The 16,506-nt window shown below is 37.9% G+C and carries 15 protein-coding genes; all 15 read left to right on the forward strand.

The annotated features are described in order from the left end of the window. The 15 genes from F0527_RS04485 to F0527_RS04555 all read left to right on the forward strand — a co-directional run bounded on the left by F0527_RS04485 (position 1) and on the right by F0527_RS04555 (position 16,467). On the forward strand, positions 1-960 hold the full coding sequence (locus tag F0527_RS04485) for an ABC transporter permease (protein ID WP_147194075.1): 960 nt from the start codon (positions 1-3) through the stop codon (positions 958-960). Positions 961-1,252: 292 nt separating this feature from the next. Then, positions 1,253-2,521: an EF-P 5-aminopentanol modification-associated protein YfmF gene (gene yfmF / locus F0527_RS04490; RefSeq protein WP_066785783.1), complete on the forward strand. Its 1,269-nt coding sequence runs from the start codon at positions 1,253-1,255 to the stop codon at positions 2,519-2,521. Beyond that, on the forward strand, positions 2,521-3,825 hold the full coding sequence (gene yfmH / locus F0527_RS04495) for an EF-P 5-aminopentanol modification-associated protein YfmH (RefSeq protein WP_150283931.1): 1,305 nt from the start codon (positions 2,521-2,523) through the stop codon (positions 3,823-3,825). Before yfmF ends, yfmH begins: the two co-directional genes overlap by 1 nt. Then, positions 3,822-4,550: an elongation factor P 5-aminopentanone reductase gene (ymfI, locus tag F0527_RS04500; protein ID WP_150283932.1), complete on the forward strand. Its 729-nt coding sequence runs from the start codon at positions 3,822-3,824 to the stop codon at positions 4,548-4,550. The genes yfmH and ymfI overlap by 4 nt, the downstream gene beginning before the upstream one ends. A gap of 467 nt (positions 4,551-5,017) precedes the next feature. Beyond that, entirely contained in the window at positions 5,018-5,818 is an 801-nt protein-coding gene (locus F0527_RS04505; protein WP_066791839.1) for a DUF3388 domain-containing protein, read from the forward strand. A 17-nt stretch (positions 5,819-5,835) separates the two neighbouring features. Continuing rightward, the gene (locus F0527_RS04510) at positions 5,836-6,756 is read left to right on the forward strand and encodes a helix-turn-helix domain-containing protein (protein ID WP_150283933.1); all 921 of its coding nucleotides are present in this window, start codon (positions 5,836-5,838) and stop codon (positions 6,754-6,756) included. Between the two features lie 46 nt (positions 6,757-6,802). Continuing rightward, positions 6,803-7,381, forward strand: a complete 579-nt coding sequence (pgsA, locus tag F0527_RS04515) for a CDP-diacylglycerol--glycerol-3-phosphate 3-phosphatidyltransferase (RefSeq protein WP_066785797.1) — start codon at positions 6,803-6,805, stop codon at positions 7,379-7,381. 146 nt (positions 7,382-7,527) lie between these two features. Then, positions 7,528-8,781: a competence/damage-inducible protein A gene (locus F0527_RS04520; protein WP_150283934.1), complete on the forward strand. Its 1,254-nt coding sequence runs from the start codon at positions 7,528-7,530 to the stop codon at positions 8,779-8,781. A 171-nt stretch (positions 8,782-8,952) separates the two neighbouring features. Further along, complete coding sequence (gene recA / locus F0527_RS04525) at positions 8,953-9,996, forward strand: recombinase RecA (protein WP_066785806.1); 1,044 nt, start codon at positions 8,953-8,955, stop codon at positions 9,994-9,996. Between the two features lie 245 nt (positions 9,997-10,241). Continuing rightward, complete coding sequence (gene rny / locus F0527_RS04530) at positions 10,242-11,798, forward strand: ribonuclease Y (RefSeq protein ID WP_147194064.1); 1,557 nt, start codon at positions 10,242-10,244, stop codon at positions 11,796-11,798. 146 nt (positions 11,799-11,944) lie between these two features. Next, positions 11,945-12,742: a TIGR00282 family metallophosphoesterase gene (locus F0527_RS04535; RefSeq protein ID WP_066785812.1), complete on the forward strand. Its 798-nt coding sequence runs from the start codon at positions 11,945-11,947 to the stop codon at positions 12,740-12,742. A gap of 117 nt (positions 12,743-12,859) precedes the next feature. Continuing rightward, on the forward strand, positions 12,860-13,126 hold the full coding sequence (locus tag F0527_RS04540) for a stage V sporulation protein S (protein ID WP_066785813.1): 267 nt from the start codon (positions 12,860-12,862) through the stop codon (positions 13,124-13,126). A gap of 165 nt (positions 13,127-13,291) precedes the next feature. Next, the gene (locus tag F0527_RS04545; RefSeq protein WP_150283935.1) at positions 13,292-13,648 is read left to right on the forward strand and encodes an SdpI family protein; all 357 of its coding nucleotides are present in this window, start codon (positions 13,292-13,294) and stop codon (positions 13,646-13,648) included. Between the two features lie 214 nt (positions 13,649-13,862). After that, positions 13,863-15,614: a 2-oxoacid:acceptor oxidoreductase subunit alpha gene (locus tag F0527_RS04550; protein WP_150283936.1), complete on the forward strand. Its 1,752-nt coding sequence runs from the start codon at positions 13,863-13,865 to the stop codon at positions 15,612-15,614. Further along, positions 15,601-16,467 carry a 2-oxoacid:ferredoxin oxidoreductase subunit beta gene (locus F0527_RS04555; RefSeq protein ID WP_066785824.1) on the forward strand — a complete coding sequence of 289 codons (867 nt, stop codon included), beginning with the start codon at positions 15,601-15,603 and terminating at the stop codon, positions 16,465-16,467. Before F0527_RS04550 ends, F0527_RS04555 begins: the two co-directional genes overlap by 14 nt. Positions 16,468-16,506 lie beyond the last annotated feature (39 nt).

A 16,506-nucleotide genomic window follows, 5' to 3' on the forward strand; every position in this document is an offset into this window, starting at 1 on the left:
ATGAGTTTTTTAGATGTGTTATATTTTATTATTCCTTCTGCAATCTACTATGCAGCACCATTGATCATGACAGCCATAGGCGGCGTATTTACTGAACGATCAGGCGTTGTCAATATTGGACTTGAAGGGGTTATGATTATCGGCGCATTCAGCAGTATTGTATTCAACTTAAAGTATGCTGCTACACTTGGCGGATGGACGCCATGGGTTGGCCTGCTCGTTGCATTGGCTGTAGGTGCGGTCTTTTCTTTAATCCTTGCTGTTGCAGCTGTTTCATTCCGAGCTGACCAAACAGTAGCAGGGGTTGCGCTAAACTTATTAGGATTAGCAGTAGCTGTTTTCTCTATTAAAATGATTTATGATAAAGGACAAACAGATTCAATTTCTGAACGTTTCTCTCGTTTTGATATACCGGTTTTAAAGGACATCCCACTGCTTGGGAAAATGTTCTTTACAGATGTATACGGTACGTCCATCTTTGCGATTGTCGTAGCGTTTATTGCATGGTTTATTATTTATAAAACACCTTTTGGCTTACGCCTACGTTCTGTTGGGGAGCACCCAATGGCAGCTGATACAATGGGTGTTAATGTTACCAAAATGCGTTATATTGCCGTAATGATTTCTGGTGCATTAGGTGGTATTGGTGGAGCGATTTACGCTCAAGCAATCGCTGGGAACTTCAGCGCGACAACAATTAGCGGCCAAGGTTTCATGGCACTTGCTGCTATGATCTTTGGTAAATGGCATCCGCTAGGCGCTCTTGGGGCTGCGTTATTCTTTGGACTAGCACAATCGTTAAGTATTGCTGGTGCTTCAATCCCTTATGTAAAAGATGTGCCTCAAGTTATTCTATTAATCTTGCCTTACGTTTTAACAATACTAGCACTTGCTGGATTTATTGGAAAAGCCAAAGCACCAAAAGCTTCGGGTACACCATATATTAAAGGCAAAAGATAATTTAAAAGAGACTATGCAGTCGTTGTACTGTGTAGTCTTTTTTTATGGAAATCATAAGTGTATTTCCGGTTAGTAGTTTGTTAGTATTTTTACCTACTGATGAAAGAAACTATTAGTTGTGGATTTTACTTTATAAATATAATTTATATCATTTTCTAACTCAGTTAATACTGTTCAAGAACTGTAAGTAACGCCCATAATCCATCTCATTTACAATAGTTGCAATTTTATTCAATTGGCATGTATAGTTGGAGTAATGGATTGTTATATTAATTAGATAGGAGGGGTTTGAATGTTTAAAACGACAGAAATAGCAAAAGACGTTTATATTCATACAAGATCAACTGATCAATTCAAAACCATTAATTTTTCAATTAAATTCCGTAGGCCTTTACAAGTAGAAGAGGCAGCAGAAAGAACTGTATTAACAAATGTTTTACAACACAGTAATGCCAAGTACCCGTCACCTGCAAGTATGAGAATGCATTTAGATGATTTATATGGAACAGTCCTTTACCTAGATACAACGAAAAAAGGAAATGAACATACAGTATTGCTAAATGTTGAAACGGTTAATGACCATTATTTACAACACGGTGATGTGCTGGACCATGTATTAGAATTGATGAACACGGTCCTATTCGACCCTAACTTTGTAAATGGAGAGTTCAAAGAAAATATCGTAGCACGTGAAAAAGAAATGGTGAGAGAACGGATTCAATCTATTTTTGATGAAAAATCACGTTATGCTCAAAATCGATTAAATCACTTTTTGGCACCTGACCATCCTGCTTCTATTTCTGCAAATGGCACAATCCCTGCAGTTGAAGCGATTACACCCCAATCATTAACTAATACATATCAACGCATGATTGCTGAAGATGTGATTGATATATATGTAGTTGGCGATATCGACGAAGAGAAAATGATAGCTGATTTGAAAACAGCCTTACCATTCCAAGATCGCAAAGCCCCTTTCCAACAGAATGAATTGCCAAAAATCCAGCCAACAGAATCTTATGTGCATGAAAAACAAGAAATGAAACAAGGCAAATTGCATATTGGTTTTACTGTACCTGTTTTCTTTACTGATGCTGATTTTCCGAAAATGCAAATTTTCAATGGCATCTTTGGTGGCTACCCACATTCAAAATTATTTATGAATGTTCGTGAAAAAGAGAGTATGGCCTATTACTGCTCAAGTTCGTATTCTGCACAATATGGCTTGGTTTATGTGATGTCAGGCATTGATACTGAAAACGTGAAAAAAGCGACACAATTAATTGACGAACAATTAGAGGCCATGTCTCGTGGTGAAATTACAGACTTGGAATTAAGCCAAACAAAGGCAATGCTTCAAAACCAATTAAAAGAAGCGTTGGATTCAGCGCGTGGTCAAATTGAAATTTACGATCAATACAAAGAATTAGATCCAGTATTCAAAGTGGAGCATTGGCAGGAAAAATGGAAAGCCGTGACAAAGGAAGATATAGTCGATATGGCAAAGCAATTGCATAAAGAAACCGTCTATTTCTTAAGTGGAATGGAGGAGAAAAAATAATGGAACCAATTTATTTTGAGCAATTAGATGAGACGCTTTATTATGAAAAGCTTGAAAATGGTTTAGATGTTTATATTTTGCCGAAAAAAGGATTTTCTAAAACGTTTGTAACCTTTACTACAAAATACGGTTCTGTGGACCGCTCGTTTGTACCGCTTGGTGAAAAAGAGGCTGTTACAGTCCCTGATGGTATTGCGCACTTCTTAGAGCATAAGATGTTTGAAAAAGAAGATGGAGATGTCTTTCAAAAGTTTAGCCAATATGGTGCTTCGGCAAATGCCTTTACTTCATTTACAAGAACTGCTTATTTGTTCTCGGCCACTAATAATGTCAAAGAGAGTACAGAAACTTTATTAGATTTTGTCCAAGAACCATACTTTACAGAGAAAACTGTAAATAAGGAAAAAGGTATTATCGGGCAAGAAATCACCATGTATGATGACCAGCCTGATTGGCGCTTATACTTTGGCACAATTGAAAATATGTTTAAAGAACATCCTGTAAAGATTGATATTGCGGGAACTGTGGAATCTATCGATAAAATTACGGCAGAACATTTATACACGTGCTACCACACGTTTTACCATCCATCCAATATGCTGTTATTTGCTATTGGCGCACTTGAGCCAGAAGAAATGCTTGATCTCATCAAGAGTAACCAAGCTAAAAAGACTTTTGAAAAACCTGAAGACATTAAACGAATCGAAGTATCAGAACCAAAAGAAGTTGCGATTCCTGAACGAACTCTTCATATGGATGTATCAAAGTCTAAGGTATCTGTCGGGTTGAAAGCGAAAGAAACAGATTTATCTGGTCGTGAGATGCTAAAAAATGAACTTGCTATTAGTTTAGCTTTGGACGTTTTGTTTGGCCGTTCATCTGATTTTTATACAAAAGTTTATGATGAAGGTTTAATCGACGAATCCTACTCCTATGACTTTTCATTGGAACATGGTTTTGGATTTGCTATGATTAGCTCCGATACACATAAGCCAGATAGATTAGTGGAAGCGATTAAAGACCAATTACAGAAAGCGGTAGAAAAGTGGCCGTTTGGTGAAGAAGAATTAGAAAGGGTAAAACGCAGACGAATCGGCTTTAACCTAAGAGCTCTTAATTCGATTGAGTATATCGCTAATCAATTTACGCGTTATAAATTTAATGAAATGAATCTGTTTGATTCGGTAGAAGTCATTGAAGAATTGAACGTGGCTGATGTTCAAAAAGCGTTCCAATCCTTGCAAGGTGAATCTCAACAAACTGTATTTACGATATTGCCGCTTTCAAAAGAAGAATCCAAATGAAAAAATTTGCACTAGTATTAGGCGCTTCCGGTTCAATCGGGAGTGCCATTTGTAATGAGTTGGCAGCGAACGGTTGGTCTTTATATATGCAATATAACCACAATGTGGCGGGGATGCAGCAGCTGGCTGAAGAATTGATTCAACAATATCCCAAGCAAGAATTCATGCCGATACGAGCTGACTTATCAAAAGAAGAAGCAGCCGAACAAATTAGCCGGTCGATTTTTACAATACATGCTATAGTCATTGCTAGCGGCCATGCGCTATACAAGCTTTGTGAAGATACCGATGCAAACGAAATGGGTTATCTTTTTCAAGTGCATGTTGAAACACCAATACAGTTAATAGGGATTCTATCTCAAAAATTACGCCAGCATGAGATTAGTTATATTACTTTTATTGGTTCTATTTGGGGAGAGGCAGGCGGATCATTTGAATCTGTGTATTCCGCAGCAAAAGGAGCAATCCATACGTTTGTGAAAGCATATGCAAAAGAAGTTGCATATAATGGCATTCGTGTAAACGCGGTGGCTCCTGGTTTTATCGAAACCAAAATGAATGGACATTTATCGGAAGATGAGAAGGCTAGTCTAATAGAAGAAATCCCATTAGCGCGTGGGGGGAAACCAGAAGAGGTCGCATATTTGGTCGATTTTTTACTGTCTGGCAAAGCGGATTACATGACAGGCCAAATACTTCGATTAAATGGTGGCTGGTATATTTAATGATTGCTTACAACATAAAGGTGCAGACTTATATGGTATATTTTTGCAGGGTCTGTTACCTTTTTTAGAATTATAAAAAGCTTCACTTATCACCCCAAGTAATTCCTCTAAATTTTTTTAATTCAATTTAATAATAAAAGACTTTACATGAGGGAATAGTAGTTTCAAATATTATGAAGTGTATATAGAAGACTTACTAATTTTTTGTAATATAGAGTACTATTCGTCCTTAGCTATTGTTTGCTTTAGATTACAATATTTCCATAAATATATTTATAGCTAAGACTTTTATCTTTCATTTCTTCCCGAATGGAAAAAACATCAAACAAGGCTCTTGTCGGCAATTAAAATACTTGAGTGGAAAAAGGGGGAATTCTCTCTCTTTTTCTTTTCTTATGTAGAAAAATCGGCTATTATGGAACATAGAAAAGGTATCATGCGTCTTTTAATAGAAGGGAACGTTGAATGTGAGAGAATGGTATTTTGAATACGAAATACAAATCAACCGCCCCGGATTGCTAGGGGATATTGCATCGCTATTAGGTATGCTGAGAGTGAACATCGTTACTATTAACGGAGTGGACCAAGTCAGGCGCGGAATGCTACTACGTGCTGAAAAGGACGAGCAAATTGAACGTTTTAAAAACATTATTTCAACGATGGAAACGATTAGAGTAACTAAGTTTAGGCAGCCGACAACAAGGGACCGCTTAGCCATTCGACATGGTCGTTATATTCAACGTGAAGCAGATGAAAAAAAGACGTTTCGTTTCGTACGAGATGAACTTGGTTTGTTGGTCGATTTTTTGGCAGAACTTTATAAAAAAGATGGCCGCAAGTTGATAGGTATACGTGGTATGCCAAGAGTTGGAAAAACTGAATCAATCGTAGCCGCAAGTGTTTCTGCAAATAAACGTTGGCTATTTTTATCGTCTACTATGATAAAACAAACATTACGCAATCGTTTGCTTGGCGATGAATTTAACAGTAACAATGTGTTTATTTTAGATGGCGTGGTGACGAGACGTTCAACAGATGAAGGGCATAAACAATTAGTACGAGAAATTATGCAATTACCAACAATTATAGTGGTGGAACATCCTGATGTCTTTGTTCAGCAATCCGAATACACAATTGAAGACTTTGACTACATTATCGAACTAAGACATCATCCAGATGAAGAAATTACATATAAGTTGTTGGAGCAGGATAAAGATTTCATGCAAGACCCAAGTAATTTCGGTGGATTTGGAGGATTTAATTTTTAACAGGAAGGTGTATATCATTGACAGAATTAGGAACTCGTTTAAAAGAAGCGAGAATGTCAAAAGGTTATAGTCTGGATGATTTACAGGAAATCACAAAAATCCAAAAAAGGTATTTATCTGCCATTGAAGAAGGCAATTACAGTATTATGCCGGGCTCCTTTTATGTGCGGGCATTCATTAAACAATATGCGGAAGCAGTAGATCTTGATAGCAATGAATTACTAGAAACATATAAAGGTGAAATTCCAGCTAATAAATCTGCAGATCAAAGTGCGGCAACATCTCCTATATCTCAACCTGTACAACGGAGAGCCATGACGAAAAAAGCAGCAAGAAAAAGTGTTGATTGGATGCCGAAAATTATTGTTGCACTATTTATTATTGTTATTATTGTCTCCATTTGGTTCTTAAAACAACATAATTTTAAGAGTGATGTGGTAGATGATCCTAAACAAGATGTGAATGTTGAATCAACTGATGTTTCACATAAAAATAAAGCGCAATCATCTCAAAAAGATAACGTAAATAAAGAAAAAGAGAATACAAAAGAAGAAGAAAATACCTCTTTGAAAAAAGAAGAGAAGCCGCTTATCTCCAAAGGTAAATTAGAAAGCGACAATATAACAACCACTTATACTTTAACTGGTACGCAAGACTTGAAAGTAAAAGTAAAAGTGACCGGTAGCACATGGATTGGCATTCAAGATGAAAGCGGTAATGAAATTTCAAGCCAAGCGAAAAATTTTAAAGCTGACCAAATGTACAACAATGGTGATGTCTTAGAGATGGATGCAACAGGTAAGAAAAGCATCAGAGTAAGGCTCGGCGCATCTCCTAATGGTACAATTTATGTGAATAATAAGCAGATTAAGTTTGCAGCATCTCCAACAGAACGCTATACTCAAAATATCGTCATCAAATTGGAGGAAGAGGAATAGTCATCAATAGAAGTGATGATTGTCCTTTGCAAGAAAGGTGAATTACATGAATATACCTAATAGAATTACAGTGTCTCGTGTATGTCTCATTCCGATATTTGTAATAATAATGGTAATCGACTTTCATTGGGGCAATTTGACTATGTTAGGGGCTACAATGCCAGTAGAGCATTTAGTCGGAGCTTTAATCTTTATTATTGCCTCATTGACGGACTGGATTGACGGGTATTATGCAAGAAAATACAATCTAGTGACAAACTTAGGGAAGTTTTTAGATCCGTTAGCAGATAAATTGCTAGTATCCTCTGCTTTCATTTTATTAGTTGGTTTGGACTATGCTCCTGCATGGGTCATAATCATTATTATCAGCCGAGAATTTGCAGTTACAGGCTTGCGCTTAATTTGTGCAGAACATGGTGAAGTAGTTGCTGCTAATCAGTTAGGTAAAATTAAAACTTGGACACAAATTTTAGCTATTGCCTTCCTATTGCTTCATAATATTATTTTTGCTATGTGGGGCATTCCTTTTGATCAAATTATGTTGTATGTGGCCCTTATCTTTACGATATGGTCTGGACTCGACTATTTCTGGTTAAATCGAAAAATTTTGTTAGAATCTAAATAGCGGTTTATTTCAAACTTAATAAGGAAATAATATAAAGACTCATTTTGTCCTGTTGCTTGCAGCAGTGCAACCACTAACGTGGCGTTCCATATACTGAACGGTGAGTCTTTTTACTAATGAAGAGATGTCTAAGGAGATGAATTTAGATGAATGCAGAAATTATTGCTGTGGGTTCTGAATTATTGTTAGGTCAAATAACTAATTCAAATGCACGGTTTATTTCAAGTCAATTAGCTGAAATCGGAATAAATGTTTATTATCATACTGTTGTAGGTGACAATCCCAATCGACTACTTGATGCAATTACTATTGCAGAAAATCGCTCGGACCTTATTATTTTTTCAGGTGGATTAGGACCTACGAAGGATGACTTAACAAAGGAAACAATCGCAAAGCATTTACATATTGAACTCGAAGAAGACAAGGATGCAATGAAAAGCATAGTTGAATTCTTCCAAAACCAAAACAAACCAATGACTGAAAATAATCGTAAACAAGCTCTTGTTCTTAAAGGCTCACATGTTTTAGCTAATAAAAATGGCATGGCTCCTGGCATGATGTATACAGCGAGCAATCACACTTACATTCTTTTACCTGGTCCGCCGAAGGAAATTGAACCCATGTTCCAATTCGAAGCAAAGCCATTGCTTACTTCTCTTGTTTCAAAAGGCCAAATTGTTTCTCACGTGCTTCGTTTTTACGGAATAGGCGAGGCTGAATTAGAAGATAAGCTTCAACATTTACTAGAAAACCAAACGAATCCAACGCTAGCGCCATTAGCTTCTGATGGTGAAGTGACAATACGCATTACAGCGAATGCCGACACGACGGAAGAGGCATGGAAAAAAATTCGAGTAGCCAAAGAAGAAATTTTACACATAGCAGGAGATTATTTTTACGGGGTAGACGATGATTCTATATCAAGCGTATTAACTAAAATGCTGATGAAGAATGAATTAACCATCGCTGCTGCTGAAAGTTTAACGGCTGGGCTATTCCAAGCAGAACTGGCTAATAATCCGGGGGTGGGTGAAGCATTACTCGGCGGAATGGTCACATATAATGAGCAAGTAAAAATTAATCAATTAGGCATGGCGAAAGAAGTGATTGAACAGCATGGCGTTGTCAGCAGTGAATGTGCTAGTGAAATGGCGCGTTTAGTGAAGGAGAAATTTGGTTCGACTATTGGCGTTGGCTTAACAGGCGCAGCAGGTCCGCAAGCACACGGTAATAAACCAGCTGGTACTGTATGGATTGGTATTGCAATTGGTGATGAGCCACCGCATACGTATCGCCTCCAATTATCTGGCAGCCGTAATACAAATCGACTTCGTGCAACGAAATCTGCATTCTATCGTTTAATTCAGCTATTAATTGAAAAGGGCTATGAAAGAGCCTAAAAGATTTCAACTAAAAAAACGCTAAAATTGAATTCTATATTCAATTTAGCGTTTGGTTTTTAAAAGTGTACATTTTAACGAATAAATGTTCGCTTTTTTCTTGTGTTTTTCTCAGAAAAGAAGTATAGTAGGTTTAGAAATAAAAAAGTGTTCTTAATAGGAGGAAACAGAGTGGACGAACGGAAAGCGGCATTAGATATGGCCTTAAAACAAATTGAAAAACAATTTGGTAAAGGCTCTGTAATGAAATTAGGCGAGCAAGCAGATCGTAAAGTTTCTACATCTTCTACTGGATCTTTAGCTCTTGATACAGCACTTGGAGTGGGTGGCTATCCCCGCGGCCGTGTGATAGAAATATATGGACCAGAAAGCTCTGGTAAAACAACAGTAGCACTTCATGCCATTGCAGAAGTACAAGCAAATGGAGGACAAGCAGCTTTCATAGATGCAGAGCATGCGCTTGATCCAGTTTATGCGTCCAAACTAGGCGTAAACATTGATGAATTATTGCTTTCTCAACCAGATACAGGTGAGCAAGCACTAGAAATTGCAGAAGCACTAGTTCGCAGTGGTGCTATTGATATTATTATAATCGACTCTGTTGCTGCTCTTACACCAAAAGCAGAAATTGAAGGCGAGATGGGTGATTCCCATGTCGGTTTGCAAGCGCGTTTGATGTCTCAAGCATTGCGTAAGCTATCCGGTATTATTAATAAATCAAATACAATTGCCATCTTCATTAACCAAATCCGTGAAAAAATCGGTGTAATGTTTGGGAACCCTGAAACTACACCAGGCGGAAGAGCGCTTAAATTCTATTCATCAGTTCGTTTAGAGGTGCGTCGTGCTGAAACAATTAAGCAAGGTAATGATATGGTCGGTAACCGTACTAAAATCAAAGTAGTAAAAAATAAAGTAGCTCCACCTTTTAAAACTGCAGAAGTTGATATTATGTATGGCGAAGGAATCTCTAAAGAGGGAGAAATCATCGATATCGGCGTAGAAAAAGATATCGTACAAAAGAGCGGCTCATGGTATGCGTATGAAGATGAACGTTTAGGCCAAGGTCGTGAAAATGCAAAACAATTCCTTAAAGAGAATCCAGAAGTACGTGAAGAAATTGCACAAAAAATTCGGGTGGCTTCAGGTATTGGTGAGCAAGAATATGAAGTTATCGAAGAACCAGAAGAAAATCCTACTCTATTTGAAGAGTAATAATAAAACTGTGAAGGCCTCTTATTAAAAGAGGCCTTTTTAGCTAGGATAAATATAGGATTTTAATCACAGAATTATTAGTATTTTTGGGTATCCAAAAACTGTGAATCCTTGACAGGTCTATCTATCAACTATACAATTAATATGTATTATTTCTAAATTTGAAATGAAATTGGCGCTATATTGTTAACTCAATGTAAAGCCGACTAAAAGAAAATATCAATAACTCAAGGGGAGGTGTTCGAATGATAGAAATAGTCATCTCCGCTTTGATTGGACTGATCGTCGGTGCAGCTGTGATCTATTTTATTACGAAAAAGGTGAATGATTCAAAAGTGACAGGTGCAAAGGGCACTGCAGAACTAATTGTTGAAGAAGGTAAAAGGGAAGCAGAGGCTCTGAAGAAAGAAGCATTACTTGAAGCAAAAGATGAAACTCACAAACTTCGAACTGAAGCAGAAAATGACATCCGCGAACGCCGTTCAGAACTTACGAAACAAGAAAACCGTTTATTGCAAAGAGAAGAGAATCTCGATCGTAAGGATGAAGCGCTTAACAAAAGAGAATCTGGTTTAGAGCGTAAGGAAGAGGCGTTAGTAGAAAGACAACAGCATATTGTACAGATGGAAAGCAAAGCGGAAGAGCTTGTTGCTAAACAACAATCTGAAATCGAACGCATTTCAGCATTAACACGTGAAGATGCAAGAACGATTATATTAGAAGAAGTAGAAAATGAGTTAACAACTGATATTGCCGTTATGACTAAAGAAGCAGAAACACGTGCAAAGGAAGATGCTGACAAAAAGGCACGAGAAATTTTATCATTAGCGATACAGCGTTTTGCAGCAGATCATGTGGCAGAAACCACTGTATCGGTTGTAAACTTGCCTAACGATGAAATGAAAGGCCGCATTATCGGGCGTGAAGGCCGTAATATCCGTACGCTTGAAACGCTTACTGGTATTGATTTAATCATTGATGATACGCCAGAAGCAGTTATTTTATCTGGTTTCGATCCAATCCGCCGTGAAACAGCAAGATTGGCACTTGAAAAATTAGTTCAAGATGGAAGAATTCATCCAGCTCGCATAGAAGAGATGGTAGAAAAGTCTCGTCGTGAAATTGATGAACAAATTCGCGAAACAGGTGAACAGACTACTTTTGAAGTAGGAATTCATAATCTTCATCCTGATTTAATGAAAATCCTTGGTCGCATGAAATACCGGACAAGCTATGGCCAAAATGTATTAAAACACTCAATAGAAGTGGCACATTTAGCCGGATTAATGGCAGCCGAATTAGGTGAAGATGTGACGTTGGCAAAACGTGCTGGTCTCCTTCATGATATCGGAAAAGCGATTGACCATGAAGTAGAAGGAAGCCATGTTGAAATCGGTGTTGAATTAGCGACAAAATACCATGAACATCCAGTCGTGATTAATAGTATCGCTTCACACCATGGTGATACAGAGCCAACATCCGTTATTGCAGTCATCGTCGCAGCAGCTGATGCTTTATCTGCTGCGCGTCCTGGAGCACGCAGCGAGACGCTAGAAAACTATATTAGACGTTTAGAAAAACTAGAGGAAATTTCAGAGTCTTACGAAGGCGTGGAAAAATCATTTGCCATTCAAGCTGGCCGCGAAATCCGTATTATTGTACGTCCGGATCAAGTGGATGATTTGGCTTCACACCGCTTAGCACGTGATATTCGAAAAAGAATTGAAGACGAACTAGATTATCCAGGCCACATCAAAGTTACTGTTATTCGCGAGACGCGGGCAGTAGACTACGCAAAATAACAGAGAGCATTACATCATCTCTTGCTATAGCTATAAAGTGGAACGATAAACGAAATCATTTCTAACTTTTTACAAACTAAACTAAATGACAAAAGGCTTCTTAGATCTTCGGTCGAGAAGCCTTTTTTTATGGAATGGGTGGAACAATGAAAATTTTATTTATAGGAGATATAGTGGGAGATATAGGATTGGAGGCTGTTCAACATTATTTGCCTCGTTTGAAAAGAAAATATCAAGTAGACGTTGTGATAGCAAATGGAGAAAATGCGGCAAAAGGTAAAGGCATAACAAAACGAATCTATCAGGATTTACTGATGATGGGTGTAGATGTTATCACTATGGGCAATCATACATGGGATCAAAAAGAAATATTCGATTTTATTGATGATGTCGATTATTTAATACGTCCTGCTAACTTTTCTGAAGAGGCGCCGGGCAAAGGGATGGTTTCAATCACAAAAAACGGAGAAACTCTCACTATCATCAATTTGCACGGAAGAACATTTTTGCCACCGCATCAGGACCCTTTTGCTATGGCAGAAGAATTAATTACTGAAGCAAAGAAGACTTCTCCTCTTGTTTTCGTTGATTTCCATGCCGAAGCAACGAGCGAAAAAGTGGCATTGGGCTGGCATTTAGATGGAAAAGCCTCGGTTGTTGTTGGAACACACACCCATGTACAGACAGCGGATGAAAGAATTTTGCCGAAGGGTACAGCTTATATTACAGACGTGGGTATGACAGGACCGTATGATGAGATATTAGGCACTAAGAAGGAAAGTGTGCTTTATCGTTTTAAAACAAATATGCCTGTACGCTTTGAAGTGCCACAAGAAGGCAGAGAAGTATTTAGCGGATTGTTTGTTGAGCTGGATACGACAACTGGTAAAGCGAAAAGTATTGAACGAATCTACATTAATGGAGATAAGCCTTTTAAAGGATAAACAAGATTGCCATGACTGTAATTCAGAATTTGAAGTCTAACTGGAAGCGAGCGAGCATACAATGCTTCATGGACAATCAAATGTCCCTGATTTTTTCAAACTAAGGGAGGAATAGTTGTGGATTCATTGAAAGTATCATCTCGCTCAAACCCTAATTCTGTGGCAGGAGCATTAGTGGCAGTGATTAGAGAGCAAGGATTTGCAGAAATGCAAGCAGTAGGAGCAGGAGCGCTGAACCAAGCGGTAAAGGCTATTGCTATTGCGCGGGGCTTTGTAGCACCAAGCGGAACAGATTTAACTTGTTCGCCAGCGTTTACAGATATTTTGATTGCTGGAGAAGATCGTACAGCATTAAAGCTTCTTGTTGAAAAACGAGTAAGATAGATTGCTAACTTCATTACTTAAGACATTGGGAGATCTCCCTTTGTCTTTTTTGCTTTTCAGCGGTTAATTGGCAGATAAAAGTACATAAAACAATAGAACTTCATTGTGATTCCACCGCTTACTTAAATGTTATATAATGTAAATTAACTAGAATGGGGGATTCGAATGAGCACGCTATTGATTAATGTTGGAATGAGCATTCTTGTGGGAGTATTCTTTATCATTGCTGGACTGATATTGTTGTATAAGCCACCAAAAGATATAAATGGGTTATATGGCTATCGAACAACACGCTCCATGAAAAATAAGGTGCTTTGGAAGGAAGGAAATAAATACAGCGCCAAACTATTAATTTTATTTGGTGTTATTCTTATGGTCTTGGACATTGTAGTAAGCTTGGCTTTTTCAAATGGTGAGTATACTATTCTTGTTATTATCGGGTTGATGATAGTATCGTCTATTTTTTTAATTATGGTTGTAGAAAGGAAATTAAAGCAGCTAGAAAAAACTTTGTTAGAATAAACTATTTGTTGCCACTATGTCATTAGTAGTCAGATTAAGCAATAGCTTTTGGCATCATTACATTGAGTACTTAAAACATCTGTGAAAATGTGCTTTCCGTCAAAGGTCTGATTTTAAGCAATTTCATCCCATAACAATAGTTTCAAGCGCTTGTTCGTGTTAAACTTATGTAGGATTATTGCTAAACGTTTGTATATTAAGGAGATGTTAATTGATGTTACATCAGCTTTCATGGAAAGTCGGTGGGCAGCAGGGGGAAGGTATTGAAAGTACCGGCGAGATTTTTTCCACTGCGATGAACCGACTCGGTTACCATTTATACGGATATCGCCATTTCTCTTCTCGTATTAAGGGTGGCCACACAAATAATAAAATCAACGTTCGTACATCGACTGTGCATACGATTCCAGATGATCTGGACATATTGGTTGCGTTTGACCAAGAAACAATCGATGTCAATTATAAAGAATTAAATGAAGCAGGCGTCATTCTGGCTGATGCTAAATTCAAACCAACTAAGCCTGAAGATTGCATAGCTGAACTATATATTGTTCCATTCACAGAAATTGCAACAGAACTAGGGACTTCCCTAATGAAAAACATGGTTGCCATCGGTGCAACTGCTGCTCTTATGAACTTAGAGGATGCAGCATTTCAATCTGTTGTAGATGAAATCTTTGGTCGTAAAGGTGAAACGGTTGTCCAAAAAAACATGGAGGCTATTGCCAAAGGCCATTTAGTGATGAATGAATTATTACAAGATCAAGCAGGGAAATTTGAACTTGAGCCAGGAGATGGCAAACATCGTCTATTTATGATTGGGAATGAAGCCATTGCTTTAGGAGCACTTGCAGCAGGTACTCGTTTTATGGCTGCATATCCAATTACTCCGGCATCTGAAATTATGGAATATCTCATTAAGAAATTACCTAAATTCGGCGGCACAGTCATCCAAACAGAAGATGAAATCGCAGCAGCTACAATGGCAATTGGAGCAAATTATGGCGGCGTACGAGCATTCACAGCATCAGCTGGTCCTGGTCTTTCATTAATGATGGAAGCGTTAGGCTTAGCAGGCATGACAGAAACACCACTTGTTGTCGTTGATACACAGCGTGGAGGTCCATCAACTGGACTGCCAACAAAACAAGAACAATCCGATTTGATGGCAATGCTTTATGGTACACACGGTGAAATTCCGAAAGTAGTTATCGCACCATCTACGGGCGAAGAAGCATTTTATGATACAATCCAAGCATTTAATATTGCGGACGAATTACAGCTTCCAGTCATTATTTTGTCTGACTTGCAGCTATCACTAGGTAAACAAACAGTTGAACCGTTTGATTACTCAAAAATTAACATTAGCCGTGGTAAGCTAAATCTTGGTGAATTGCCAGAAATTGAAGATAAACAATACTTCAAACGATATGAAGTGACAGAAGATGGTATCTCAACACGTGTTGTTCCTGGACAGAAATATGGTATCCACCATGTTACAGGCGTAGAGCATAACGAAGAAGGAAAACCTTCTGAAGCAGCTGGTAACCGTAAAAATCAAATGGACAAGCGTTTTAGAAAATTACAGCATGTACATTTTGAGAATCCGGTCTTCAAAGCAGCACCACATGAAGAGGCAGATATATTAATCGTAGGATTTGGCTCAACAAAAGGTGCAATTGAAGAGATTCTTCCAATGCTTGAAGCAGAGGGAATTAAATCAAACCATGCACATATCCGATTAATACATCCATTCCCGGTTGCAGAAATGAAACCGTTAGTAGAAAACGCTAAAAAGATTATTGTTGTTGAAAACAATGCAACAGGCCAACTAGCGAATATTATCAAATTAAACATGGGACACCATGACAAAATCGTCAACTTGACGAAATATGACGGCACACCGTTCTTGCCAAAAGAACTATTTGGCCGTGTAAAGGAGTTGCTAACAGATGGTAACATTTAAGGATTTTCGAAATACAGTAAAGCCTAACTGGTGCCCAGGTTGTGGCGACTTTTCTGTACAAGCTGCTATTCAACGTGCAGCAGCAAATCTTGAAATCGTACCGCATGAATTGGCGGTCGTATCCGGGATAGGCTGTTCTGGACGTCTATCAGGTTATATCAATTCTTATGGTTTGCACGGTATTCATGGTAGAGCATTACCGATTGCACAAGGCCTCAAAATGGCCAATCGTGATTTAAACGTTATCGCAACAGGCGGTGACGGAGATGGTTTTGCTATCGGAATGGGGCATACAATCCATTCGATCCGTCGTAATATTGATATTACTTATGTTGTCATGGACAACCAAATTTATGGCTTAACAAAGGGCCAAACATCTCCTCGCTCAGCTGCAGGATTTGTTACAAAATCTACTCCCGGTGGTGCCATTGAGCCTTCATTAAAACCACTTGAAGTAGCACTATCTTCTGGTGCAACATTTGTAGCTCAAAGTTTTTCGACTGACTTGAAAGAACTAACAGCTATTATTGAAGAAGGAATGAAACATAAAGGTTTTTCTTTTATCAATGTGTTTAGTCCATGTGTTACTTATAATAAAGTGAATACGTATGATTGGTTTAAAGAAAACTTAACAAAACTTTCAAGCATTGAAGGCTATGATAATACAAATCGGGCGGAAGCAATGAAAACTGTCATGGAACATGATGGACTAGTGACAGGTATTATCTATCAAAACAATGAAGAAGAATCTTATCAGGATAAAGTGGAAGGCTACAGTAAAGAACCTTTGAATAAAGCGGACATTATGATGAAAGAAGAACAACTTCAAGAATTGATGAACGACTTTATGTAGTAGCTAGCTTTTTAAAAAGAGATCAAGTATATAACTTGA

The sequence above is a fragment of the Rummeliibacillus sp. TYF-LIM-RU47 genome (genome assembly GCF_008638315.1).
Classification (GTDB): domain Bacteria; phylum Bacillota; class Bacilli; order Bacillales_A; family Planococcaceae; genus Rummeliibacillus; species Rummeliibacillus stabekisii.